Source organism: Pseudomonas sp. LBUM1641, assembly GCF_059716235.1.
In genome coordinates, this window is record NZ_CP166815.1 from 6,704,280 (window position 1) to 6,728,329 (window position 24,050).

At 62.1% G+C, this 24,050-nt stretch carries 21 protein-coding genes; 5 read left to right on the forward strand and 16 right to left on the reverse strand.

Translation table 11 applies throughout. The features are described 5' to 3' along the window. Window positions 1-95: 95 nt before the first annotated feature. From ACA046_RS30980 to ACA046_RS30990, 3 genes are all read right to left on the reverse strand, one after another. Window positions 96-1,043, reverse strand: coding sequence for a FecR family protein (locus ACA046_RS30980; protein ID WP_497675553.1), 948 nt, complete (start codon window positions 1,041-1,043; stop codon window positions 96-98). Beyond that, complete coding sequence (locus tag ACA046_RS30985) at window positions 1,040-1,573, reverse strand: RNA polymerase sigma factor (protein WP_177020251.1); 534 nt, start codon at window positions 1,571-1,573, stop codon at window positions 1,040-1,042. The genes ACA046_RS30980 and ACA046_RS30985 overlap by 4 nt, the downstream gene beginning before the upstream one ends. Window positions 1,574-1,784: 211 nt before the next feature. Continuing rightward, on the reverse strand, window positions 1,785-2,843 hold the full coding sequence (locus ACA046_RS30990; protein WP_076013015.1) for an HAD family hydrolase: 1,059 nt from the start codon (window positions 2,841-2,843) through the stop codon (window positions 1,785-1,787). A 241-nt stretch (window positions 2,844-3,084) separates the two neighbouring features. Here ACA046_RS30990 and ACA046_RS30995 point away from each other — a divergent pair, with 241 nt between their 5' ends. After that, window positions 3,085-4,476, forward strand: a complete 1,392-nt coding sequence (locus tag ACA046_RS30995) for an L-cystine transporter (RefSeq protein WP_076013016.1) — start codon at window positions 3,085-3,087, stop codon at window positions 4,474-4,476. A 149-nt stretch (window positions 4,477-4,625) separates the two neighbouring features. Here the strand turns inward: ACA046_RS30995 and ACA046_RS31000 are convergent, their stop codons facing one another. Continuing rightward, a complete protein-coding gene (locus ACA046_RS31000) occupies window positions 4,626-5,138 on the reverse strand; it encodes a dihydrofolate reductase (protein WP_459024465.1) in 513 nt (170 codons plus the stop codon). Window positions 5,139-5,228: 90 nt separating this feature from the next. On the opposite strand from ACA046_RS31000, the gene ACA046_RS31005 reads away from it, so the two are divergent. Next, window positions 5,229-6,608, forward strand: a complete 1,380-nt coding sequence (locus ACA046_RS31005) for a DUF2868 domain-containing protein (RefSeq protein WP_497675554.1) — start codon at window positions 5,229-5,231, stop codon at window positions 6,606-6,608. Beyond that, window positions 6,601-7,974, forward strand: coding sequence for a DUF3482 domain-containing protein (locus ACA046_RS31010; protein ID WP_497675555.1), 1,374 nt, complete (start codon window positions 6,601-6,603; stop codon window positions 7,972-7,974). Before ACA046_RS31005 ends, ACA046_RS31010 begins: the two co-directional genes overlap by 8 nt. Here the strand turns inward: ACA046_RS31010 and ACA046_RS31015 are convergent. The 7 genes from ACA046_RS31015 to ACA046_RS31045 form a co-directional block, all read right to left on the reverse strand. Continuing rightward, the gene (locus ACA046_RS31015; RefSeq protein WP_497675556.1) at window positions 7,971-8,525 is read right to left on the reverse strand and encodes a phosphonate degradation HD-domain oxygenase; all 555 of its coding nucleotides are present in this window, start codon (window positions 8,523-8,525) and stop codon (window positions 7,971-7,973) included. The two genes, ACA046_RS31010 and ACA046_RS31015, sit on opposite strands and share 4 nt — an antisense overlap. Then, complete coding sequence (locus tag ACA046_RS31020; protein WP_497675557.1) at window positions 8,525-9,649, reverse strand: TIGR03364 family FAD-dependent oxidoreductase; 1,125 nt, start codon at window positions 9,647-9,649, stop codon at window positions 8,525-8,527. Before ACA046_RS31020 ends, ACA046_RS31015 begins: the two co-directional genes overlap by 1 nt. 127 nt (window positions 9,650-9,776) lie before the next feature. Beyond that, complete coding sequence (locus tag ACA046_RS31025; RefSeq protein ID WP_076013021.1) at window positions 9,777-10,802, reverse strand: putative 2-aminoethylphosphonate ABC transporter substrate-binding protein; 1,026 nt, start codon at window positions 10,800-10,802, stop codon at window positions 9,777-9,779. A 23-nt stretch (window positions 10,803-10,825) separates the two neighbouring features. Then, window positions 10,826-12,550: a putative 2-aminoethylphosphonate ABC transporter permease subunit gene (locus ACA046_RS31030; RefSeq protein ID WP_497675558.1), complete on the reverse strand. Its 1,725-nt coding sequence runs from the start codon at window positions 12,548-12,550 to the stop codon at window positions 10,826-10,828. Between the two features lies 1 nt (window position 12,551). Then, complete coding sequence (locus ACA046_RS31035) at window positions 12,552-13,616, reverse strand: putative 2-aminoethylphosphonate ABC transporter ATP-binding protein (RefSeq protein ID WP_459024479.1); 1,065 nt, start codon at window positions 13,614-13,616, stop codon at window positions 12,552-12,554. A 294-nt stretch (window positions 13,617-13,910) separates the two neighbouring features. Next, the gene (locus ACA046_RS31040) at window positions 13,911-14,777 is read right to left on the reverse strand and encodes a LysR family transcriptional regulator (protein WP_497675559.1); all 867 of its coding nucleotides are present in this window, start codon (window positions 14,775-14,777) and stop codon (window positions 13,911-13,913) included. Window positions 14,778-14,793: 16 nt separating this feature from the next. Next, complete coding sequence (locus ACA046_RS31045; protein WP_497675560.1) at window positions 14,794-17,064, reverse strand: heavy metal translocating P-type ATPase; 2,271 nt, start codon at window positions 17,062-17,064, stop codon at window positions 14,794-14,796. An 85-nt stretch (window positions 17,065-17,149) separates the two neighbouring features. Here ACA046_RS31045 and cadR point away from each other — a divergent pair, with 85 nt between their 5' ends. Then, a complete protein-coding gene (gene cadR / locus ACA046_RS31050; protein WP_017476559.1) occupies window positions 17,150-17,599 on the forward strand; it encodes a Cd(II)/Pb(II)-responsive transcriptional regulator in 450 nt (149 codons plus the stop codon). 111 nt (window positions 17,600-17,710) lie between these two features. Here cadR and ACA046_RS31055 read toward each other — a convergent pair whose 3' ends face one another. From ACA046_RS31055 to ACA046_RS31065, 3 genes are all read right to left on the reverse strand, one after another. Continuing rightward, a complete protein-coding gene (locus ACA046_RS31055; protein ID WP_459024485.1) occupies window positions 17,711-18,544 on the reverse strand; it encodes a thymidylate synthase in 834 nt (277 codons plus the stop codon). Between the two features lie 51 nt (window positions 18,545-18,595). Further along, a complete protein-coding gene (gene lgt / locus ACA046_RS31060) occupies window positions 18,596-19,408 on the reverse strand; it encodes a prolipoprotein diacylglyceryl transferase (RefSeq protein WP_076013027.1) in 813 nt (270 codons plus the stop codon). A gap of 66 nt (window positions 19,409-19,474) precedes the next feature. Next, entirely contained in the window at window positions 19,475-20,257 is a 783-nt protein-coding gene (locus tag ACA046_RS31065) for a sulfite exporter TauE/SafE family protein (RefSeq protein ID WP_459024487.1), read from the reverse strand. Window positions 20,258-20,346: 89 nt separating this feature from the next. Here ACA046_RS31065 and ACA046_RS31070 point away from each other — a divergent pair, with 89 nt between their 5' ends. Beyond that, window positions 20,347-21,093 carry an NRDE family protein gene (locus ACA046_RS31070; protein ID WP_459024489.1) on the forward strand — a complete coding sequence of 249 codons (747 nt, stop codon included), beginning with the start codon at window positions 20,347-20,349 and terminating at the stop codon, window positions 21,091-21,093. A gap of 112 nt (window positions 21,094-21,205) precedes the next feature. Here ACA046_RS31070 and ptsP read toward each other — a convergent pair whose 3' ends face one another. Next, window positions 21,206-23,485 (reverse strand): phosphoenolpyruvate--protein phosphotransferase, encoded by a 2,280-nt coding sequence (gene ptsP / locus ACA046_RS31075; protein WP_459024491.1) that lies wholly within the window; start codon window positions 23,483-23,485, stop codon window positions 21,206-21,208. A gap of 22 nt (window positions 23,486-23,507) precedes the next feature. Then, window positions 23,508-23,987, reverse strand: coding sequence for an RNA pyrophosphohydrolase (locus ACA046_RS31080; protein ID WP_003176750.1), 480 nt, complete (start codon window positions 23,985-23,987; stop codon window positions 23,508-23,510). Window positions 23,988-24,050 lie beyond the last annotated feature (63 nt).

Genomic DNA, 24,050 nt, shown 5'->3' on the forward strand with positions numbered 1-24,050 from the left:
CGCGGCACTACTTGAGAGTGCTTACTATTTACGCCTCAGTGATCAAGGACGATGGCTTGGGGAGAAACCCTGAAAGATTTTTGAAAAAGATTCGCCTAGGACGCTTTGCCTTCGCGCAACACCAGCAAATACGGGGTGTAATGCTCGGCACGCAGGTTGAGGGTGTATTCCAGGGCCTTGATGACCGCGTCAGGTTTATCGATCTCGAATACGCCGGACACCACGCGATCGCGCAATGCATCGCCAAACACCAGCGTCTTGCCCGGCCAGTAGCGATTCAGTTCGGCCACCACTTCAGACAGCGGCTGCTGGCGAAACACCAGTTGCCGCTGGCGCCAGGCAAACCCGCTGGCCGGGTCGAACGCGTGGACTGCGGCCAAGCGTTGATCCTGATACTCCACCGCTCGCCCCGGCTCCAGGTACACCGGCTCACCCACGCCGGAGCTGACCTGAACCTTGCCCTGGGCGACCTGCACCTGAGTCTGCGCATCGCGGCGAGCAACGCTGAACTGCGTACCCACCACCTTCACCCAACCGTCGCCGGACTGCACCACGAAAGGCCGCGATGGATCCTTGGTCACGCTGAAAAATCCTTCGCCCCGCAGCAGGCGAACCTGGCGTTCACCGGCGCTCATGCGGATCTGCACAGCGCTGTCGGTGTTGAGTTGCAGCTGCGAGCCGTCCGCCAGTTCGACGGTGCGCGACTCGCCGGTGCCGGTGGCGTAGTCAGCCCGCAGACGATCCAGCCATGGCGTGTTCTGCAGCGTCAGGCCGACGGCCAGCAACACAGCGGCAGCACAGGCCCAACGACGCGCCGGCTTGCGCCAGGCCGCTTGCTCGGCCCGACGAATCACCCGCGCTGGCTCGCGCAGGCCGCCCAGCATCGCCTGGACTTCCTGCCACGCATCATCCTGGGCAGCGCCCTGCCCGAGCCACGCGGAAAACGCCTCGATTTCAGCCGCAGTGACGTCCTCAGCCTGAAGACGGAAATACCAGCCGGACGCTTCGGCAAACAAATCGTCGGCAGTGGGTGCGGCGCTCATGACCGGCGTCCTTGTTCATCACAGGCCAGTCGCGCCTTGATAAAGGCACGGCATTCGATCAAGGCCCGACGCAATTGGTATTCCACACTGCGCGGGGTGATCGACAGGCGTTCGCCAATCTCGCGGTAGGAAAGTTCGTCGACATGATAAAGCAGGAAGATCTGCCGAGTCGCTTCGGGCAGGGCCAGGATCGCGTCCTGCATTAGTTGCTCCTGTTGATAGGCAGCCAATTGCTCGTCGGCACTTGGGTTGCTGCAGGGCAGTTCTTCGCTGGGTTCGCCGGCATCCAGGCGCTCGCGGCGGATGGCCTGGCGTTGATGGTCGCGCACCAGGTTACTGGCGATGGTGAAGAGGAAAGCCGGGAGATTGTCGATCTTCTCGCCGGAGTCCAGTCGGGCCAGGCGCAGGAACGATTCCTGGGTCAGGTCGGCGGCCACCTGGGCACTGCCGGTGCGGCGGGTGACGAAGGCTTCGAGGGCCTTCTTCTGCTCCGCGAACAGGCGCGCGATCTGAGAATTCCAGGAGAGCACAGCACTACCTTGAGAAGAACGGGATGTTCAGGAAGTGCGCACGCTAGCAGAGGATGAGATTGCTTCGCAATTGATATCTATTTTTGCCGGGGTTTTGCAGTGCTGCCGACGGCCTCATCGCGGGCAAGCCCGGCTCCCACATGGGCCGAGTTGCCTGAGCGAACTCGGTCCATGTGGGAGCTGGCTTGCCTGCGATGGCCGCGCCTCGGTCTTACTGAATCTCGTCCGGCTTGACGATCACCCAGTTTTTATCCGCCGTCACCGGCAACCCTTCCTTGGCCTGGGCCGCCGCGTGCTTGGCCATCATGCCGTTGAGCTGGGTCATGTATTTGTCTTTACGGTTGATCCACAGGTGGATGCCGCCCTTGGCCACGTCCACATCATGGAACAGCATGTAGCCGTCACTGGTTGGCGTGTCGCCACCGACGATCACCGGTTTTTTCCACTCGTCGATATAGGTCAGGATCGCCGCGTGCTTGCCAGCCATCCAGGTCGCTGGGGTCCACAGGTACGGGGTCAGTTCCAGGCCGAGATTGGCCTTCTCGTCATACTTGCCGGCAGCAATCTGCTTGCGCGCGGTGGTCAGCTCGCCGGTCTTGCGGTCCTTGAGCAAGGTGGTCACGCCGATGACATTCTCGGGTTTAACGTTGTAGCCGTACTTCGGATCGGCCGCGACCATGCGCACCAGTTCCTCGGACGCGGCGGTCATCACGTAGACCTCAATGCCATTTTCCATCAGCTTGTTGAACAGCTCAGCCTGGCCGGTGAAGACCTTCGGCGGCTGCACTTCCATCTTCTTGACCACGTCACCTTCGTAATAGGTGACCGGCACCGGCTTGCCCGACGCCATCATCTCGTCGACGTAGCCCTTGAGTTCCTTGAGGGTGAAACCGGAGAAAATCTGCGCGACCCACGGGTAGCAGACCATGTCGTCGACTTCGCAGAGGCGGTAGTAGTAACTGAACAGGCTTTCCTTGTGGTCGGCGGTGTCTTTGAACGGGATCAGCTTCAGGGAAGGGTCCATCGTGTCGCGGGTGATCAGGCCCTTGTTTTCCAGGTACGGCAGCAACGACTCTTCAAGGTCGTAGCGGTAACTGGTGTTGTCCATGTCGAATACCGCGAAGTTGCCCTTGTTGGCATTGGCGGCAATCATCGTGTCCAGTTGCTTGGCGGCAGCCGCCGGCCAATGTTTCAACTCGGTGGCGGCAAAGGCCTGGCTCGCAAGGCCCAGGCACAGCGCGGCGGCAAACAGTTTCGGCGCTAGCTTCATGTGCGTTTTCTCCCTGAGTGAAAGACATCGACGCTAACAAATCCGTGTGACAGTTATCGCCCGAGCGCGACCGCTTTCGTCGTGATCGCGCCACCCGCGTACGCCTGGGCGCCATTTGCTTATTCCAAAAACGACAGTGACCATTCCATAAAGGTATTAAATCATTATATTTCAAGCTGTTAGCATTTCCGGTTCGCAATCGCAGGCTCACGCGATTGGCTGCCTTCTCAACGGAGCTTCAATGAATCTGCCCCTGATTCTCAACTTACTGGTGTTCGTGGCCCTGTTGCTGGGCCTGGCACAAACCCGTCGAACCAACTGGAGCCTCGCCAAGAAGGTGTTGTTTGCGTTGGTACTCGGCGTGATCTTCGGTGTGGTGCTGCACGCGATCTACGGTGCCGGCAACCCGGTGCTCAAGGCCTCGATCGGCTGGTTCGACCTGGTCGGCAACGGTTACGTGCAGTTGCTGCAAATGATCGTGATCCCGCTGGTGTTCGCCTCGATCCTCAGCGCCGTAGCCCGCCTGCATAACGCGTCGTCCCTGGGCAAGATCAGCTTCCTGACCATCGGTACGCTGCTGTTCACCACGGCCATTGCGGCGCTGATCGGTATCGGCCTGACCAACCTGTTCGGCCTTACCGCCGAAGGCCTGGTGGCCGGTACCCAGGAAATGGCACGCCTGCAAGTTATCCAGAGTGATTACGCCGGCAAGGTCGCCGACCTGAATATCCCGCAACTGCTGCTGTCGTTCATCCCGCAGAACCCGTTCGCCGACCTGGCTCGGGCCAAGCCGACGTCAATTATCAGTGTGGTGATCTTCGCTGCATTCCTTGGGGTTGCCGCGCTGCAACTGCTCAAGGATGACGTGGAAAAAGGCCAGAAAGTCCTCAACGCCATCGACACCCTGCAAGCCTGGGTGATGCGCCTGGTGCGCCTGGTGATGAAACTGACCCCGTACGGCGTATTGGCGCTGATGACCAAAGTGGTCGCCAGCTCCAACCTACAAGACATCATCAAGCTCGGCAGTTTTGTGGTGGTGTCGTACCTGGCCCTGGGCCTGATGTTTGTGGTGCACGGCCTGCTGCTGTCCCTGGCCGGGGTCAACCCGCTGCGGTTCTTCCGCAAGGTCTGGCCAGTGCTGACCTTTGCCTTCACCAGCCGCTCCAGCGCCGCCAGCATCCCGCTGAGCATTGAAGCGCAGACCCGTCGCCTGGGGATCCCACAGTCCATCGCAGGCTTTGCCGCCTCGTTTGGCGCAACGATTGGCCAGAACGGTTGCGCGGGTCTTTACCCGGCGATGCTGGCGGTGATGGTTGCGCCGACCGTGGGCATCAACCCGCTGGACCCGCTGTGGATCGCAACACTGGTGGCGATTGTGACCTTGAGTTCCGCCGGTGTGGCGGGCGTGGGCGGCGGTGCGACGTTTGCCGCGCTGATCGTGCTGCCGGCGATGGGCTTGCCGGTGTCACTGGTGGCGTTGCTGATTTCGGTTGAGCCGCTGATCGACATGGGCCGTACGGCGTTGAACGTGAACGGTTCGATGACGGCAGGGGCGATTACCAGCCAAATCATGCAGCAGACGGATAAAGAGTTGTTGAATGCGGATGAGCATGCGGAGTTGGCGCAGGCTTAACGGCTGAACTTTGTGGCGAGGGAGCTTGCGCCCGCTGGGCTGCGCAGCAGCCCCAAAGCAGGCGACCGAGTTTTCTGAGAGATTGAGGGATCAGCTTTCAGGGCCGCTTCGCAGCCCAGCGGGAGCAAGCTCCCTCGCCACATGAGTTTTTAGGCTTTTTCCCAAACTTCGAAGTTGTACGCTGGCTTGTCCCCCTCAGCCGCATTCTCGACATTCGACACCAGCTTCCACCGGTTCAAATCAAACTCGGGAAACCACGCATCGCCCTCCGGGGTCAACGCCACCCGCGTCAAATACAGGCGATCCGCCTGCTCCAGCCCCTGGGCATACAACTGCGCGCCGCCGATCAGCATCAGCTCATCCACGCCCTGCGCCTTGGCCCATTCCTCAGCCCGCTCCACTGCCGCTTCGAGGGACGGAAAAACTTCCGCACCTTCCAGCGCCAAGTCGGTCTGACGGCTGACCACAATGTTCAAGCGGCCCGGCAAGGGTCGACCCAGGGAATCCCAGGTCTTGCGCCCCATGATGATCGGCTTGCCCAAGGTGGTGGCCTTGAAATATTTGAAATCCCCCGGCAAATGCCAGGGCATGCTGTTGTCGACGCCGATCACACGGTTTTCACCGAGGGCTGCGATCAGGCTTAAAGGGAGAGTTTTTTTCATGGCGACGAGAATACCAGAGGCGCGCGTGGCATACCCCAACCGGCGTTCCAGCGGTTATGCTCCAACCTCACTGGCTCAACAGGACGGCGCGTGACAGCTCTGAATTCCCTGCAAATACTCTGGCTGACCGAAACCGTGCGCCTGCGCGAGGAACACGCCGGCGCCCTGGAAGACCAGGAAGCCAATCGCCTGGCCCGCAGCAGCGGCGGTGACTTGCCGACGCGCATTCAAAACCGCGCGCTGTGGCTGGCTGAACGCGATGGCCTGACCGCCGCCCTGACCCGCTGGCTGCAGGGCGCGCGCCTGGCGCTGATCCTGCTGGCGGTGGTTGCTATCGTCAGCGGTGCCGGCCTGGCCTTTGCCGCGCTGGGCAACGGGCTGGCGCCGGTCAATGTGTTCTGGGCCCTGGGCAGCTTGCTGGGTTTGAACCTGATCCTGCTGTTGAGCTGGGCCCTGGGCCTGTTGTTTGCCGGTGAACACGGCGCGAGCCTCGGCCGCCTGTGGTTATGGCTCAGCGAAAAACTCGCCCGCGACGCCAAGGCCGCGCAACTGGCGCCCGCCCTGCTGCTGTTGCTGCAACGGCGCAAACTCAATCGCTGGGCCGTCGGTGTGCTGGTCAACAGCTTGTGGCTGCTGGCCCTGCTCAGCGCCCTGCTGATCCTGCTGACGCTCTTGGCCACCCGGCGCTATGGCTTTGTGTGGGAGACCACCATCCTGCGGGCCGATACCTTTGTCGCCGTGACCCAAACCCTCGGCGCCCTGCCCGCCTTGCTCGGTTTCAATGTGCCCACCGTCGAGATGATCCGCGCCAGCGGCGATGCCGCCCTGAATATCGAAAGCGCCCGCCAGTCCTGGGCTGCATGGCTGGTTGGCGTGCTGCTGGTGTACGGCATCCTGCCGCGGCTGATCCTCGCGTTGATGTGCCTGTGGCGCTGGAAACGCGGGCGCGCCGCCCTGAGTCTCGACCTTAACCTGCCCGGCTACAGCCAACTGCGTGAGCGGCTGATGCCCAGCAGCGAACGGCTTGGGGTCAACGATGCGGCGCCCGAACAGTTGCACCACGTGACCGGCGGCGTCAGCGAACTGGAAAGCGACGGCGCCCTGCTAGTGGCCATTGAACTCGATGACCAACGCACCTGGCCGCCGAAGCTCCCGGCCAGCGTCAAGGACGCCGGCATCCTCGACAGCCGTGAATCCCGTAACAAGCTGCTGGAGCAACTCACCCGCTTCCCGCCCGCACGCCTGGCCATCGCCTGCGACCCACGCCGCTCGCCGGATCGTGGCAGCCTCGCGCTGATTGCCGAACTGGCCCGCAGCGCCACCGCCACCCGCGTCTGGCTGCTGCAAGCGCCGGCGGGCCAGGCGCTGGACGCGGAACGTTTGGGTGATTGGCATACAGCATTGCAGCAGTTGCAGATCCCGTTCGCTGATTGCGCGCCGCTCACTTGGCTGGAGACCGGTCATGACTAAGCCCCTGAAACTCGCCGTGGTCGGCCACACCAACGTCGGCAAGACCTCGTTGCTGCGCACCCTCACGCGAGACGTCGGCTTCGGAGAAGTCTCCCATCGGCCCAGCACCACCCGGCATGTCGAAGGTGCTCGGCTGTCGGTAGACGGCGAAGCCTTGCTGGAGCTGTACGACACGCCCGGACTGGAAGATGCCATCGCCCTGCTCGATTACCTCGAGCGCCTGGACCGCCCCGGCGAACGCCTCGACGGCCCGGCACGGCTGGCGCGTTTTCTGGAAGGCAGCGAGGCCCGGCAACGCTTCGAACAGGAAGCCAAGGTGCTGTGCCAACTGCTGGCCTCGGATGCCGGTCTGTATGTGATAGATGCCCGGGAGCCAGTGCTGGCCAAGTACCGCGATGAGCTGCAAGTGCTGGCCAGCTGTGGCAAGCCGTTGCTGCCGGTGCTCAATTTTGTCAGCAGCGCCGACCAGCGCGAGCCGGACTGGCGTGAAGCCCTCGCCCGCCTCGGCCTGCACGCACTGGTGCGTTTCGACAGCGTCGCGCCACCGGAAGACGGCGAGCGCCGCCTCTATGAAAGCCTCGCCCTGCTGCTGGAAAATTCCCGTGGGCAACTGGAGCGGCTGATCCTCGATCAGGAAGCCCAGCGCCAGGCTCGCCAGCAAAGTGCTGCGCGGCTGATCGCCGAACTGCTGGTCGACTGCGCCGCCTGCCGCCGCAGTGTGGTCAGCGAAGCCGAGGTGGAACAGCAAGCCATCAGCGAACTGCGCAAAGCCGTGCGCCAGCGCGAACAGCGTTGCGTGGAGGCCTTGCTCAAGTTGTTCGGCTTCCGCCCGCAAGACGCCGCCGCCAGCGATTTACCGCTGCTGGACGGGCGTTGGGGCGATGACCTGTTCAACCCCGAAACCCTCAAGCAACTGGGCGTGCGGGTCGGTGGCGGTATCGCGGCCGGCGCGGCGGCCGGTGCAGGTGTGGATCTACTCGTAGGCGGCCTGACCCTCGGTGCCGCCGCGCTCGCCGGGGCCATCGCGGGAGGCGCGCTGCAAACGGCTCGCAGTTACGGCAGCCGCCTGCTGGGCAAGATCAAGGGCCAACGCGAGCTGACCGTCGACGACAGCGTGCTGCGCCTGTTGGCCCTGCGCCAGCGGCAACTGCTCAAGGCCCTTAACCTGCGCGGGCATGCGGCGATCCACAGCATCAAGGTCGACACGCCACAGGACAAGACCTGGCGCGAAGGCAAATTGCCGGAAGCCCTGAACAAGGCCCGCGCCCATCCGCAATGGTCGTCCCTCAACCCGCACCCCAGGTTGAGCCAGGCCGAACGCCAGGAACAGATCGAAGCCCTGGCCCAGCGCCTGGACGAGACCTAAGCCGCCAACAGTTGCCGCGCCTTGGACTTCAGCACTTCAAGGTCCAGCACCGGCACATGCATTTCCTTGGCCTGTTCATCCCAGTGGCGCATGCGCAGGCTGACGGCGCACAGCGGATCCTGCTCGAACGCTTGGGCTTCCTCGGCAGTCATCACGCCGCCCTGGTAACCCAAGGTACGGCGGCTGGCTTCGCTCAAGCGTGCGTAATAATCCGGCTGGCTGAAGGTCAGGTAACGCTTGGCTTGCACGTGGTATTCCACCAGCTTGGCGATCCGCTCGCTGAAGCCTGCGCGGCGCAGATAATCGGCGCCCAGCCGTTCATGGCTGACCACGCCATAGCCGCCCATGTTCTCGCCGCCTTGGCCGCAGATATGCCCGATATCGTGGAAGAACGCCGCCAGCACCACTTCATCATCGAAGCCCTCAGCCATGGCCAACTGCGCAGCCTGGGACATGTGCTCGATCTGCGAGACCGGCTCGCCGATGTAGTCAGCGGTGCCGTGTTGTTCGTACAGGCCGAAGACCTCGGCGATTGCCTGTTCAGTGTTCATCAAGCACTTCCCCACAGCTCATTGATATTGCGCTCGGCCATCGCCGGCCCGACGCTCATGCCCACGCCGGTGTGCATCAACGCCGCGCTCACCCCGGGTGCCGCCCGCAGGAACGAAAACGGCCTTGGGCCACGGGAACCATAGACACCCTGCCAGCGTTCCACTACCTGGATCTTGCAGCCCAGCGTCTCTTCGGCCAACTCGATCATCCAGGTGTCCACCTGCTCAGCGTTGAACGGTGAAGGGTCGCTGCCGTAATGGTGGGAGTCACCGATGATCAGCTCGCCATAAGGCGTTGGGCTGATCAGCAGGTGAATGCCGTTTTCGTGCAGGTGCGGTACATCCCGCAGGATTTCGGCCTGCACCGGCGCGGCTTCCGGCAAATCAGCGAAGGCGCCGTAGTGGACGCAGCTCAGACCGGTCAGCAGCGCGTGTTGCAGGTTCAACGCAACCGCAGGCCGGGCGCGCAGCATTTGCAGGCGGCAGATTTGCGGGTTGAGTTCGGCGATCTGCTCGGCCAGCAGCGTCTGGTAGTCGTGGCCGGAGCAGACAATGATCTGCTCGCCGCGAAAGGAACCGGCAGTGGTGTGAACCTGCCCGGGCTCGATGTCGCGGACCAGGGTGGAGAAATGAAACTCCACGTTCAGTTCGCGGCTCAGGTAGTTGATCAGCGCCGGGATCGCTTCGCGGGAATACAGTTGTTGATCGTCCAGCCCGTGAAGCGCGGCGCGGTGATGCTTGAACTGGCCGCCATAAAGGTCGTGCAGGCCGGCACCTTGCAGCAACTCGACGCGATAACCGTGCTCCTTGGCGCGGCCGGCGCAGAAAGCTTCAAGCAAGTGCTCTTCGGCCTCGGTACGGGCGAACAGGTAGGAGCCGTTGCGTTTGAGCTGGATACCGGCGAGCTGTGCCCACTGGCCCCAGATTTCGCGACTGTCCCGCGCCAGGTCGAGCATCGGCCCCGGCGGCTGGCCGGTGACCAATGCTTGGCCGAAGTTGCGTACGGAAGCACCCAATGGAGTGGCGCTGCGCTCGAAGACCTTGACCTTGAGGCCGCGTTTGGCGGCCGCATAAGCGTGGGAAAGGCCGAGGATGCCGGCGCCGATGATCAGCAGTTGTGTCATGAAGTGATGTCCTGAATTCGAGACCGCTATCGCAGGCAAGCCAGCTCCCACATTGGAAGGTATTCACAATCCAAAAATGTGGGTGCCAGGCTTGCCCGCGATGAGGCCATCAGCCCAAACGAAATGCTTACTGACCCGCCACCTTTTCCGACTTGCCGTCATAGCGCTTGCGCCACTCGGTCAGGATGCTGTCGCGGTTTTTCGACGCCCAGGCGAAGTCGTTCTTGATCAGCCGCTGCTCATAGTCAGCCGGCAATTCGGTCTGCGGCTTGGCGATGCCCGGCTGGGCCAGTACCGCGAAGTTTTCCTTGTACAGCTCCATCGCCGCCGGGCTCGCGGAGAAGTCGGCGAGTTTCTGTGCCGCGTCCGCGTGGGCAGTGCCTTTGATCACGGCAGTCGCTTCGATGTCCCAGCCCAGGCCTTCTTTCGGCAGGATGATGTCCAGCGGTGCACCCTGGCGCTTCAGTTGAACGGCCGGGTATTCAAACGAAATGCCGATCGGGAACTCACCCGAGGCCGCCAGCTTGCACGGCTTGGAACCGGAGTGAACGTACTGGCCGATGTTCTGGTGCAGGTCGTCCATGTACTGCCAGCCCTGCTTCTCGCCGAAGGTCTGCAGCCAGGCGCTCACATCCAGGAAACCGGTGCCGGACGAGGCCGGGTTGGGCATCACGATCTTGCCTTTGTACTCAGGCTTGGTCAGGTCTTGCCAGCTCACCGGCTTGCTCAGGCCCTGCTTTTCGGCTTCGACGGTGTTGAAGCAGATAGTCGCAGCCCACACGTCCATGCCGACCCAGGCCGGTGGATTGGCGGCGTCGCGGTAGTTCGCACCGATCTTGCCCAGGTCCTTGGGTGCGTAGTTTTGCAGCATGCCCTGCTGATCGAGGATCGCCAGGCTGGAAGCCGCCAGGCCCCAGACCACGTCAGCCTGCGGGCGGGACTTTTCGGCCAGCAGCTTGGCGGTGATGATGCCGGTGGAGTCGCGCACCCATTTGATATCGATGTCCGGGTTAGCCTTTTCGAAGGCCTGTTTGTAAGTCTTCAATTGCTCGGCTTCGAGGGCCGTGTACACGGTCAACTCGGTCTTGGCGGCAAAGGCATTCAGGCTGAACGCAGTGAGCACAGCAGCGGCTAACGCCAGGGGCTTGAACATGGTGCAGTTCCTTTATGGATGATTTATTGACCGGGCGCGGTTTGGCGCCAGGCCTGGGAGCGGCGCAACAAGCCGCGTGAGGCCCACGCCAGCAGCAAGGACACGCCCGCCGAGGTGAACAGAATCAGGGTCGACATGGCCGCCGCGCCGCCGACGTTGCCGGCGTCGTCCATGTTCAACACGGCGACTGCCGCGAGGATGGTGTCGGGGCTGTAGAGGAAGATCGCGGCGGAGACGGTGGTCATCGCCGAGACGAACAGGTAGCGCACGATGTCCAGCAACGCCGGCAGGCAGATCGGCACGGTGACCCGCAGGTAATGCCGGTACAGCGGCGCCTTGAGGGACAACGCGGCGGCTTCGAACTCGGCGTCCAACTGGCGCAGGGCCGTGGTGGCGGTCATTTGTGCGGTGGTCAAATAGTGAGCAATGGTGCACACCACCAGCAGCGTCATGGTGCCGTAGAGCACATGCAGCGGGTTGCCGTTGAGGTTGAAAAAGAACACGTAGCCCAGGCCCAGCACCAACCCTGGCACCGCCATCGGCACGAAGCTGAGCATGCGCAGCGCCAGGTTCAGGCCTTTTTGGCCCTTGGTCTTTTCCATCAGGTAGGCGCCGGTAAAGATCAGCACGCTGCCGATCAATGCAGTGCACAGGGCCATGGTGATGCTGTTGCGGTAGGCCAGCCAACCGCCGCCGGCCGTGTCCTCGAACTGGTAGTGGGCCAGCGACAGCGACAGGTTGTAGGGCCAGAACTTCACCAGCGACGAGTAAACCGCCATGCCGAACACCAGCAGCAGGATCGCGCAGATCAGCAGGACGATGGCCAGGTAGCAGCCATCTCGCAGTTTCGACGGCGCCGGCTGGAACACTTGGGCGCGGCCGCTCATGGAGTCGCCGTGGCGACGGCGTAGCCAGGCGTCGACACCAAAACTGAACAGTGCCGGCAGCAGCAGGACCATGCCGATCAAGGCGCCCCGGCCGAATTGCTGCTGACCGACCACGGCTTTGTAGGCTTCCAGGGCCAGTACTTGATAGTCGCCACCGACTACCACGGGCACGCCGAAGTCAGTGATGGTCAAGGTGAACACCAGGCAAAACGCGGCGAAGACAGCCTGGCGCGTCGCCGGCCAGGTGATGCTGCGGAACGCTCGGGACGGGCTTGCGCCCATGCTCGATGCGGCGTCAAACAGTCGTGCATCCGCCAGGGAAAGCGCCGACAACAAAATCATCAAAGCATGAGGAAAGGTGTAGATCACTTCACCGAGGACGATGCCCCAGAAGCCATAGATGTTGTCCGACAGCAGCCCGCGCAACATGCCTTGGTTACCGAACAGGTAGACCAGTGCAATCCCGGGCAGCATCGACGGCGCCATCAACGGCAGCAGTGACATGCCCCGCCAGATCGCCTTGCCGGGAATCAGCGTGCGTTGCAGCGCGTAGGCAAACAGATAAGCCAGCGGTACGACGATGGCCGCCACGCTGAGGGAAACCTTCAGGCTGTTACCCAGCAACCAGTGGAAGTTATCGCTGGTGACCAGTTCCCGCGCAGCCACCAGGCCACCGCCCTGCCCGGCTTCACTGCTGAAGCCGCGCCAGAAGATGGCCAGCAGCGGCAGCAGTACCGCGACGCCCAGCAGGCACAGCCAGAGCAGCTTGCCGCCGACTACAAAAATACGGTCGCCGACTTCGGCACGGGAAACCTGACGAGCCACGTTATCGGGTATCGGCAGAGTCATATCGCGGGCCATCTCAGGCAAACACCTGCAGGCTGCGCGGGGGCAGCGCGACCCAAATGTCCTGGGCGCCGAGGCGCGGCATGGCTTCCGGGGCCAGTTCGGCCAGCAGCGGATGGCCGGGCAGTTGGTCCAGCTCAAAGCTCATGCGGCAGCGGTTGCCGAGGAAGGTGATCTCGCGGACCTTGGCCGGGAACAGGTTTTCTTCATGCACCGGCGGGTTGACGTTGATGGCTTCCGGACGGCAGAACAGGCGACCCGATTTTGCGGCACCGGAGTTTTCCGCCAGGCGCATATTCATCCCGCCGACCTGGGCGTGGCTGGCGCTGTTGCGGCTGAACGGCAGCCAATTGCCCTGGCCGACGAACTCAGCCACGAACGGCGTGGCCGGGCGGTCGTAGATTTCCTGGGGCGTGGCGTACTGCTCGACCTTGCCGTTGTTCATCACGGCGATGCGGTCGGCCATCAGCATGGCCTCGTCCTGGTTGTGGGTGACCATCAGGGTGGTAATGCCCAGGCGGCGTTGCAGTTGGCGCAGCTCGGTGCACAGATGCTCGCGTACCCGGGCGTCGAGGGCCGACATGGGTTCGTCCAGCAGCAACAAGGACGGCGCCGGTGCCAGGGCGCGGGCCAGGGCCACACGCTGCTGCTGGCCGCCGGAGAGTTGACCGGGGAATTTCTTTTCGCTGCCCACCAGGCCTACGAGCTCCAGCATCTGCCCGACGCGCTTGCGCACCTCATCGCGACCACTGCCGGTGAGGCCGTAGCCGATGTTCGCTTCGACGGTGAGATTGGGAAACAGCGCGTAGGACTGGAACAGAATGCCGTAGTCCCGTGCCTGGGGTGCCAGTAGGGAAACGTCGCGTTCACCGAGGTACAACTCGCCGCTATCCTGGCGTTCAAGGCCGGCGATGCAGCGCAGCAAGGTAGTCTTGCCGCAGCCCGACGGGCCCAGCAGGCACACCAGTTCGCCGGCGGCGACGTCCAGGGACACGTTATCCAGCGCGGTAAAGGCGCCGAAGCGTTTCTGCACACCGCGCACCTTCATTGGCGCGCCGGGGCGGGTCTGTGCTGTGTTCATGGAGGCACCTCATCAAACTGATGAAGGTCATCCTAGGCAGACAATGCGTCCCTCTTGTGGCAGAAAGGCAAAACGTGGCGATAGTGGTATTGGTGGATTTGGGTAAGGTTTACCCCGTATCTAAAGCCTGGCGCTTGTGGCGAGGGGGCTTGTCCCCCGTTGGACTGCGCAGCAGTCCTAAACCCTGCTGGCGCGATCTGCCAGGAAAAATGCAGTGACCTTATTGGGGCTGCTTCGCAGCCCAACGGGGGACAAGCCCCCTCGCCACAAAAGCCCGCTCGCCATGGAAGCAAGTTAGCCTGCCGGAGACATTTCCTGCGCCAACCCCAGGAAAGCCGCCGGCAACCGGGCGCCCTTTCTCTCTTTGAGACAGTACAAATACTCGGGAATTTGCGGCGCATTCTCGATGGTCAGTACACGCAATTGTGGGTCATGGGGCACTTCCTGCCGGGCGATGATGCTGATGCCGATGTTGCGCAGCACTGCCTCACGGATCGACTCCCGACTGCCGATCTCCAGCAGCGGCCCGTAACTTACACCGGCGCCCTGCAACATCTCTTCGGTCAATCGGCGGGTGGTGGAGCCCGGCTCGCGCATCAGCAAGGTGTGCCCGGCCAGCGCGGTCAGCGGTACATGGTCGAGCACTGCCAGCGGATGCTTGCGATGCACCGCCAGCACCAGCGGGTCCATGCCCAGTACCCGCCGGATCAGGCGCGGGTCTTCAAGCAACTGGGAGGAGGCAGCGACGTCGACACGGTAGTCATCCAGCGCTTCCAGCACCTGCTGGGAGTTGCCGATTTCCACCGAAACCTCAACCTGCGGCAGCCGCTCACGGAAGGTTTTGACCAGGTCGAGGATGTAATAAGGCGCCGTGGCGGCAATCCTCAACGTGCCTTGCACCTGGCCGCTGTTGCGCAGGAAAAACTCGATATCCGCTTCCTGCTGCAACAGCGCCTTGACCATCGGCAACAGCCGCGCGCCTTCCTCGCTGACGGTCAGGCGGCGCCCGCCGCGGTAGAACAACTCCACCGAGTACTGGCCTTCCAGGTGACGAATCTGGGTGGTCACCGTGGGCTGGCTCAGCCCGAGCTTTTTCGCCGCCTGGGTAATGCTGCCCAGGCGGGCGACCATGTAAAACGCCTTCAGCTCGGCACTCAGCACACCACCCTCTCATCGACTATTTGCGCAACAGGCGCAGACCATTGAACACCACCAGCAGGCTCACGCCCATGTCGGCGAACACTGCCATCCACATGGTGGCCATCCCAAGGAAGGTCACCGCCAGGAAGATCGCCTTGATCACCAGGGCCAGGGCAATGTTCTGCTTGAGGATACTCGACGTGCGCCGCGACAGTTGAATGAATGCCGGAATCTTGCGCAGGTCGTCGTCCATCAGCGCCACGTCGGCGGTCTCGATGGCGGTGTCGGTACCGGCGGCGGCCATTGCAAACCCGATCTCGGAACGGGCCAGCGCCGGGGCGTCGTTGATGCCGTCGCCGACCATGCCCACCCGGTGGCCCTTGGCGTAGAGCGCTTCGATGGCTTGCAGTTTGTCGGTGGGCAACAGGTCGCCCTGGGCTTGGTCGATGCCGACCTGATCGGCGATTGCCTTGGCGGTGTGGGTGTTGTCGCCGGTGAGCATCAGGGTCTTGATGCCCAGGTCATGCAACTGCTGGATAGCTTCGCGGCTGGTGTCTTTCACGGTGTCGGCCACGGCGAACAGCGCCAACGGGCCGGATTTGTCCAGCAGCAGGACCACGGACTTGCCTTGTTTTTCCAGGGCGAAGAGTTTTTCTTCGAGGGCCGGCGAGCACAGGTTCAGCTCTTCCACCAGGCGGTGATTGCCCAGGTAATAGACTTCGCCGTTGATTTCGCCACGTACGCCACGACCGGCCAGGGCTTCGAAGTTATCCACAGTGTGCACGGTAAGATTCTTATCCACCGCCGCGTTGGCGATGGCCAGGGACACCGGGTGATCGGAGCGCCCGGCCAAGCTCGCGGCCAGGGCCGGCGCGCTGTCTTCCATGTTCGGGAACAGCGACAGGTAATCGGTTTGCACCGGTTTACCGTGGGTGATGGTGCCGGTCTTGTCCAGGGCCAGGTAGTCGAGCTTGTAACCGCCCTCCAGGTACACGCCGCCCTTGATCAGGATGCCTTTGCGCGCCGCGGCGGCCAGGCCGCTGACGATGGTCACCGGGGTGGAAATCACCAGCGCACAAGGGCAGGCGACGACCAGCAATACCAGCGCACGGTAGATCCAATCAAACCACGCGCCTGCCATGAACAGCGGCGGAATCAGCGCCACGCCCAAGGCAAAGATAAACACCGCCGGGGTGTAGACCTTGGCGAAGGTATCGACAAAACGCTGGGTTGGCGCACGGGCGCCTTGGGCCTGTTCCACGGCGTGGATAATTCGCGCCAGGGTCGAGTTGTTGGCGGCGGCGGTGACTTTGTACTCCAGGGAGCCTGCCTGGTTGATGGTGCCGGCGAAGACTTTGTCGCCCACGGTCTTTTCGATCGGCAGGCTTTCACCGGTAATCGGCGCCTGGTCGATGGTGGACTGGCCGGAAGTGACTTCCCCGTCGAGACCAATCCGCTCACCGGGACGAACCCGCACGATTGCGCCAATTTCGATGACTTTGACATCCTGTTCGACCCAACTTCCGTCGACCTGACGAACCGTGGCCTGTTCCGGGGTCATCTGCATCAAGCCACTGATGGCATTGCGCGCGCGGTCGAGGGACTTGGCTTCGATCAGTTCGGCCACGGTGAACAGGAACATCACCATCGCGGCTTCAGGCCACTGGCCGATCAGGATCGCGCCGGTGACGGCGATGCTCATCAGGGCGTTGATGTTCAGGTTGAGGTTTTTCAGGGCAATCCAGCCCTTTTTGTAGGTGGTGAGGCCGCCGCTGAAGATCGAGATCAGTGCGACCAGGGCGATCACCCACGTCGGGGCTGCGTTGGTGAAATGCAGCACTTCGGCGCCTAACGCACCAACGCCAGACAGGGCCAGCGGCCACCAGTGCTTCTTCGCCGGCGGTTCCGCCGGGGCGACGCCCTCTTCGATGGGATCCGCCTGCATGCCCAAGGACTTGATGGCGTCGATGATCGGCGCGGTAGTCGGCAGGTCGTGGGTCACGCCGAGGATGCGGTTTATCAGGTTGAATTCCAGTTGCTGCACACCGGCGAGCTTGCCCAGTTTGTTCTGGATCAGCGTCTGCTCGGTGGGGCAGTCCATGGCTTCAATGCGGAAGGTGCTCAGCCGCGAGCCCGCCGTCGGGGCTTCAGTCAGCTTCACCAGCGCAGGCGCGGCCTTGCTGGAACAGCAGGAATCGCCATGGCTGCCATGGTCGTGCTTCTGCACAGGTTTCAGCTTGGGGCCGTGATCGTGCGCGTGGTCATGATCATGGTCGTGCTTGTGCGGGGTGTGGATGGAGTCGCTCATTCTGTCGCGTCCGTAAAGGTGCCTGTTGCCAAGTAAAGACCCTGTAGCCACTATAGGGTCAAGCACCCTTTTGGAGATTGCTGCGATGAAGATCGGCGAATTGGCAAAATTGACGGATTGCCAGGTGGAAACCATCCGTTATTACGAGAAGGAAGGCCTCCTGCCGCCGCCTGCGCGCAGTGACGGAAACTACCGTCTGTACACCCAGGCGCACACTGAGCGGCTGGTGTTTATCCGCAACTGCCGCAGCCTGGACATGACCCTTGAGGAAATTCGCAGCCTGCTGGGCCTGCGGGACAGTCCTCAGGACCAGTGCGAAAGCGTGAATGCATTGATTGACGAGCACATCCACCACGTGAAGGCGCGGATCGACGGACTGCTGGCGTTGCAGGAACAGCTGCTCGACCTGCGCCAACGCTGCGGCGGCGGGCCGGATCTGGATCAGTGCGGGATTTTGCAGCGGCTGGAAGTCAGCGGAAGTGTCGCGGCCAGCGAGGCTGAGCCCTCACATGTGGGCAGAAGCCACGGCCATTGAATGTGCACACAGAACAAATGTGGGAGCGGGCTTGCTCGCGAAGGCGGTAAATCAGTCATATTTCCGGCGACTGACACACCGCTTTCGCGAGCAAGCCCCCTCCCACATTGATCAGATGGCTACGTCGGCCTTGATGCTCGGGTCGGCGTCATAACCCACGATTTCAAAGTCTTCGAATTTGTAATCGTAGATCGACTCGGGTTTGCGCTTGATCACCAGTTCCGGCAGCTTCTTCGGCGTGCGCGCCAGCTGGGTCTGGATCTGTTCCATATGGTTGCTGTAGGCATGGGTGTCGCCCGTGGTGACGATGATCTCGTGAGGGATCAGTTCGCACTGTTGGGCCAGCATATGGGTGAGCAACGCCAGGGCCGCGGTGTTGTACGGCAGGCCGAGGAATACATCGGAGCTGCGGATATACAACTGCATCGACAGATGACCGTCATGCACAAAGGCCTGGTAAAGCAGGTGGCAAGGCGGCAGTGCCTGCTTGCCGTCGCGGGCGTTTTGCTGGGGGCTTTTGGTCTCGTCCGGCAGGTACTCGACGTTCCAGCCGTGGAACAGGATGCGGCGGCTGTTGGGGTTGGTTTTCAGCGTCTCGACCATGTAGTCGATCTGGTTGATCTTGCCGCCGTCCTTGGTTGGCCAGGCGGTCCACTGCTCGCCGTACACCGGGCCCAAGTCGCCGTCTTCGGTGGCCCATTCGTCCCAGATTTTTACGCCATTCTCGTTCAACCACTTGATGTTGGTGTTGCCACTCAACATCCAGATCAATTCGTTGGCGATGCTTTTGAAGTGAAGCTTCTTGGTGGTCAGCAGCGGGAAGCCGTCGGCCAAGCTATGCCGAAACTGACGGGCAAACACCGCCTTGGTGCCGGTGCCGGTGCGATCGCCCTTGGTCAGGCCATTGGTCACGACATCGTTCAGTAGTTCGAGATATTGCTTCATGTCTATACCTGTTTCGTTGAAGCCGGGACCCTCGGGCCCCGGCGTTCGAATTTAAAGCGCGGTGTTCTTGATGCCTTGCGGGCGATTGTAAGCCCACCACAGCAGACCCAGGCCGGCGATGATCATCGGCAGGCTGAGAATCTGACCCATGGTCAACCAGCCCCACGCCAGGTAGCCCAGCTGCGCATCCGGCACCCGCACGAACTCGACGATAAAGCGGAAGATCCCGTAGAACAGCGCGAACATGCCCGACACGGCCATGGTTGGGCGTGGCTTGCGCGAGAAGATATAGAGGATCAGGAACAGCGCCACACCTTCCAGGGCGAACTGGTACAGCTGCGACGGATGACGCGGCAATTGCGCCGGGTCGCTGAACGGCGGGAACACCATGGCCCACGGCACGTCAGTCGGCTTGCCCCACAATTCGGCATTGATGAAGTTACCGATACGCCCGGCACCCAGGCCAATCGGCACGAACGGCGCGACGAAGTCCATCAGTTGGAAGAACGACTTGCCGTTACGCCGGCCAAACCACCAGGCAGCGATCATCACGCCCACAAACCCGCCGTGGAACGCCATGCCGCCCTTCCACACCTCGAAGATCAGCGTCGGGTTGGCGATGTAGGCTGATAGGTCGTAGAACAGCACATACCCCAGGCGTCCGCCGACGATGACCCCCATCGACATCCAGAACACCATGTCGGAGAGCTTCTCCTTGGTCCAGGTCGGGTCGAAACGGTTCAGACGCCGGGAAGCCAGCAGCCAGGCACCGCCGATGCCGATCAGGTACATCAACCCGTACCAATGGATTTGCAGCGGACCGATGGCCAAGGCCACCGGGTTGATCTGCGGGTAAGGCAGCATTGCGACTCCTCGTTAAATCAATAGTCATGGCGCATCGGACCATGCCGTTGCGCGATTAAGCCTGCGTTACAACAAAAAATTCAAACCTACGCAAAACAGCAGGCCGGCGAACAGCCGCTTGAGCAGCCGCGGCGACAACCGATGCGCCAGGCGCGCGCCGAAACGGGCCGCCACCATGCTGGTCAGGGCAATGCCCAGCAGCGCCGGCAAATACACAAAGCCGAGACTATGCTCGGGCAGCAGCGGGTCATGCCAGCCCAGAATCATGAAACTTAATGCACTGGCCAGGGCGATCGGCAAGCCGCAGGCCGACGAAGTGGCCACCGCCTGCTGCATCGGCACGCTGCGCCAGGTCAGGAACGGCACGGTCAACGAACCACCACCGGTGCCGAAAATCGCCGACGACCAGCCGATCACGCCGCCGGCCAAGGTCAGGCCGAGCTTGCCCGGCACCTGGCGGCTGGCCTTGGGCTTGAGCTCCAGGGTCATCTGCACAGCGATCACCAGGGCGAACACACCGATGATCTTCTGCAAATGCGGCCCGGAAATCGCCTCGGCAGTCAGCGCACCGAAGCCTGCACCCAGCAGAATGCCCACGGCCATCCACACAAAGATCGGCCAGCGCACGGCGCCCCGGCGGTGATGCTCGCGCACCGCGTTGACCGAGGTGAAGATAATAGACGCCAGGGACGTGCCGACAGCGAGGTGGGTCAACACCGAGGGATCGAAGCCCTGCAAGGTGAAACTGAACACCAGCACCGGCACGATAATGATCCCGCCGCCCACGCCAAACAGCCCGGCGAGCATGCCCGCACAGGAACCCAGCAGCAAATACAGCAGAAATTCCATGGGAGCCCCCGAAAACAGACCGGCATGTTAACGGATGCAAAGCACAGGGTTCTATGGGTAGAGTGGGCAAAACACAAAGGGATCGCCTTATGTGCCTGATTGTTTTTGCCTGGCGGCCGGGCCACGCCCAGCCGCTGATCGTCGCGGCCAACCGTGATGAGTTCTATGCCCGGCCCAGTCTGCCGTTGGCCCAGTGGCTGGATGCGCCCCATGTTTACGCCGGGCGCGATCAGGAAGCCGGCGGGACTTGGCTGGGGGTCGGGGCGGATGGGCGCTTTGCGGCGCTGACCAATATTCGTGACCCGCACCAGCCGCCGGCGCGCAAGTCGCGGGGCGAGTTGGTGGCGCGGTTTCTCAGCGGTTCGCTGCTGATTGACGATTACTTGGCCGACGTTAACGGCAGATCGATTGAATATGCCGGGTTTAACCTGTTGGTGGGGACGCGGGACGAATTGTGGCATTACAACGCCAGCGAATCAGCGCCGACGCGCCTGGAAGCAGGGGTTTATGGGTTATCCAACGCGGGGCTGGATACGCCGTGGCCGAAGTTGTTGAAGGCCAAGGCGGCGCTGACGCAAGTGCTGGAAGATCCTCAGCCCGAGGCCTTGCTGGGGATTTTGAGCGACCCGCAGACCGCGCCGTTTGCCGACTTGCCGGATACCGGCGTGGGGTTGGCGACAGAGAGTCTGTTGTCGAGCGTGTTTATTGCCAGCCCCAGTTACGGGACGCGGGCGAGTACGGCGTTGATTGTGAATGCCGACGGGACACGACATATCGTGGAGCGTAGTTTTGGGCCGTATGGTGGACAGTTGGGTGAAGTTGAACTGAAGGTCTAATTACCCACGTAGCAGCTGTCGAGCCTTGGCGAGGCTGCGTCCGCGGTGTGTCAGGCACACCGCTAACGCAGCCTCGCTGAGGCTCGACAGCTGCTACGTACGCATCACCCCTCTATAAGGTTTTTGCAGACGCCGGGTTGATCATCCGCGCCAACCCAAGGTTCTTCAGCGCCAATTGCAGCGAGCTGTGGATAACTTGCGGGTTGTCGATGGTCATCAACTCCGCCAGCAGTTCCTTGGCCCGGCTGAGGTTAATCTGGCGCAGCATCCATTTCACCTTCGGCAAGTTGGTGGCGTTCATCGACAGGCTGTCAAAGCCCATCGCCATCAACAGCACGGCCGCCGCCGGGTCACCGGCCATCTCGCCGCAGATACTCACTTGCTTGCCTTCGGCATGGGCATCGCGCACCACGTTCTGCAAGGCTTGCAGCACTGCCGGGTGCAGGTAGTCGTAAAGGTCGGCCACCCGAGGGTTGTTGCGGTCAACGGCCAGCAGGTACTGGGTCAGGTCGTTGGAACCCACCGACAGGAAGTCCACCTGCCGCGCAAGCTCTTTAGCCTGGTACACCGCCGCCGGAATCTCGATCATCACGCCAATCGGCGGCATCGGTACATCAGAACCTTCGTCGCGCACTTCGCCCCAGGCCCGGTGGATCAGGTGCAGGGCTTCTTCCAACTCGTGGGTGCCGGAAATCATCGGGAGAAGAATGCGCAGGTTATTCAGGCCTTCGCTGGCCTTGAGCATGGCGCGGGTCTGGACGAGGAAGATTTCAGGATGGTCGAGGGTAACGCGAATACCGCGCCAGCCAAGGAAGGGGTTGTCTTCCTTGATGGGGAAATACGACAGTGACTTGTCGCCGCCAATGTCCAGGCTGCGCATGGTCACCGGTAACGGATGGAAGGCGGACAGTTGCTCGCGATAAATCGCCAGCTGCTCCTTCTCACTCGGAAAGCGTTGGTTGATCATGAACGGCACTTCGGTGCGGTACAGCCCAACACCTTCAGCGCCGCGCTGTTGTGCGCGTGCCACGTCCGCCAGCAGGCCAGTGTTGACCAGCAGCGGTACACGGTGGCCGTCGAGGGTCACGCACGGCAGTTCCCGCAGGGCGTCGAGGCCCTGGGACAGCTGGCGTTCTTCTTCCACCACTTCAGCGTATTGCTTACGCAGCACTTCGCTGGGGTTGGTGTAGACCTCGCCGTGGTAGCCGTCGACGATCATTTGGATGCCGTCGACCTTGGAATACGGCAGGTCCACCAGGCCCATCACCGTCGGAATACCCATGGCCCGGGCCAGGATCGCGACGTGGGAGTTACCCGAACCCAATACCGAGACCAGGCCCACCAGTTTGCCTTCTGGCACTTCGCCGAGCATGGTGGCGGTCAGTTCTTCACTGATCAGGATGGTGTTGTCGGGGTACACCAGCGTGGTCGAGCGTTCCTCCTGCAGGTAGGCCAGCAGGCGGCGACCGAGGTCTTTCACGTCCGAGGCGCGTTCGCGCAGGTAGGCGTCGTCCATCAATTCGAAACGGTTGACGTGATCGGTGACCACTTGGCGCAGCGCGCCTTGGGCCCACTGGCCGGTCTTGATCACGTCCTTGACTTCGCTGCCCAGGGACGCGTCGTCAAGCATCATCAGGTACACGTCGAACAGCGCCCGTTCTTCAGGCCGTAGCTGGGTGGCCAGCTTGGTCGACAGGGTACGCATGTCATTGCGCACGCCTTCGAGGGCGGTCTTGAAGAGGATGATTTCAGCGTCGATGTCGGTGACGGTCTTGTCCGGCACCACGTCCAGGTCGGCCGGCGGCAGCATGACCACCGCGGTACCGACGGCAGCGCCCGGCGAACCCGGTACGCCGACGAACTTGGCTTCCTGGATACCCTTGCCCTGGCGCCCCAGGCCGCGAATCGAACCGGTGGCCTCGGCGTGGGCAATAACCCCGGCGAGCTGCGCGCTCATGGTCACGAGGAAGGCTTCTTCACCTTCGTCGAACTGGCGGCGTTCTTTCTGCTGGATGACCAACACGCCGACAACGCGGCGGTGGTGAATGATCGGTGCACCGAGGAACGAGGCGTAGCGCTCTTCGCCGGTTTCGGCAAAGTAGCGATAACGCGGGTGATCGGCAGCGTTTTCAAGGTTCAGGGGTTCTTCACGCGTCCCCACCAGGCCCACCAGACCTTCATTGGGCGCCATGCTGACCTTGCCAATGGAGCGCTTGTTCAAGCCCTCGGTGGCCATCAGGACAAAACGGTTGGTCTCGGGGTCCAGCAGGTAAACCGAGCAGACCTGGCTGCCCATGGCTTCCTTGACGCGCAACACAATAATCCCCAACGCCGCCTTGAGATCCTTGGCGGAGTTAACTTCCTGGACGATCTTGCGCAGCGTATTGAGCATGGCTCGGGGTCGAACTCCGTCGTCAGTCGCGCGCTAAAAGGCGCGGGGCAAGCTCTTTAAGAGCGCGACGATAAACCTCGCGCTTGAATGTCACCACCTGGCCCAACGGATACCAATAACTGACCCAGCGCCAGCCATCGAACTCCGGTTTACCGGTCAAATCCATCCGCACCCGCTGCTCGTTGGAGATCAGGCGCAGGAGAAACCATTTCTGTTTCTGGCCGATGCACAGCGGTTGGCTGTGGGTACGCACCAGACGTTGCGGCAAACGATAGCGCAACCAGCCTCGGGTGCAGGCCAGAATTTGCACATCTTCACGTTCAAGGCCTACTTCTTCGTTCAACTCACGGTACAAGGCGTCTTCAGGGGTTTCGTCGGGGTTGATTCCGCCTTGAGGAAACTGCCAGGCATCTTGGTTGATACGGCGAGCCCATAGCACCTGTCCGGCATCATTCGTAAGAATAATCCCGACATTAGGACGGAAACCATCGGGGTCGATCACGGCAACAACCTCGCAAACGCATGTCACCGCATTGTTCCACAAAGATTGATACAGCGGCAACGA

Bases quoted from the DNA above. Each gene is read 5' to 3' on its own strand.
- ACA046_RS30980 (WP_497675553.1), bottom strand. From the start codon at position 1,043: ATGAGCGCCGCACCCACTGCCGACGATTTGTTTGCCGAAGCGTCCGGC.
- ACA046_RS30990 (WP_076013015.1), bottom strand. From the start codon at position 2,843: ATGAAGCTAGCGCCGAAACTGTTTGCCGCCGCGCTGTGCCTGGGCCTT.
- ACA046_RS30995 (WP_076013016.1), top strand. From the start codon at position 3,085: ATGAATCTGCCCCTGATTCTCAACTTACTGGTGTTCGTGGCCCTGTTG.
- ACA046_RS31000 (WP_459024465.1), bottom strand. From the start codon at position 5,138: ATGAAAAAAACTCTCCCTTTAAGCCTGATCGCAGCCCTCGGTGAAAAC.
- ACA046_RS31010 (WP_497675555.1), top strand. From the start codon at position 6,601: ATGACTAAGCCCCTGAAACTCGCCGTGGTCGGCCACACCAACGTCGGC.
- ACA046_RS31015 (WP_497675556.1), bottom strand. From the start codon at position 8,525: ATGAACACTGAACAGGCAATCGCCGAGGTCTTCGGCCTGTACGAACAA.
- ACA046_RS31020 (WP_497675557.1), bottom strand. From the start codon at position 9,649: ATGACACAACTGCTGATCATCGGCGCCGGCATCCTCGGCCTTTCCCAC.
- ACA046_RS31025 (WP_076013021.1), bottom strand. From the start codon at position 10,802: ATGTTCAAGCCCCTGGCGTTAGCCGCTGCTGTGCTCACTGCGTTCAGC.
- ACA046_RS31030 (WP_497675558.1), bottom strand. From the start codon at position 12,550: ATGGCCCGCGATATGACTCTGCCGATACCCGATAACGTGGCTCGTCAG.
- ACA046_RS31035 (WP_459024479.1), bottom strand. From the start codon at position 13,616: ATGAACACAGCACAGACCCGCCCCGGCGCGCCAATGAAGGTGCGCGGT.
- ACA046_RS31045 (WP_497675560.1), bottom strand. From the start codon at position 17,064: ATGAGCGACTCCATCCACACCCCGCACAAGCACGACCATGATCATGAC.
- cadR (WP_017476559.1), top strand. From the start codon at position 17,150: ATGAAGATCGGCGAATTGGCAAAATTGACGGATTGCCAGGTGGAAACC.
- ACA046_RS31055 (WP_459024485.1), bottom strand. From the start codon at position 18,544: ATGAAGCAATATCTCGAACTACTGAACGATGTCGTGACCAATGGCCTG.
- lgt (WP_076013027.1), bottom strand. From the start codon at position 19,408: ATGCTGCCTTACCCGCAGATCAACCCGGTGGCCTTGGCCATCGGTCCG.
- ACA046_RS31065 (WP_459024487.1), bottom strand. From the start codon at position 20,257: ATGGAATTTCTGCTGTATTTGCTGCTGGGTTCCTGTGCGGGCATGCTC.
- ACA046_RS31070 (WP_459024489.1), top strand. From the start codon at position 20,347: ATGTGCCTGATTGTTTTTGCCTGGCGGCCGGGCCACGCCCAGCCGCTG.
- ptsP (WP_459024491.1), bottom strand. From the start codon at position 23,485: ATGCTCAATACGCTGCGCAAGATCGTCCAGGAAGTTAACTCCGCCAAG.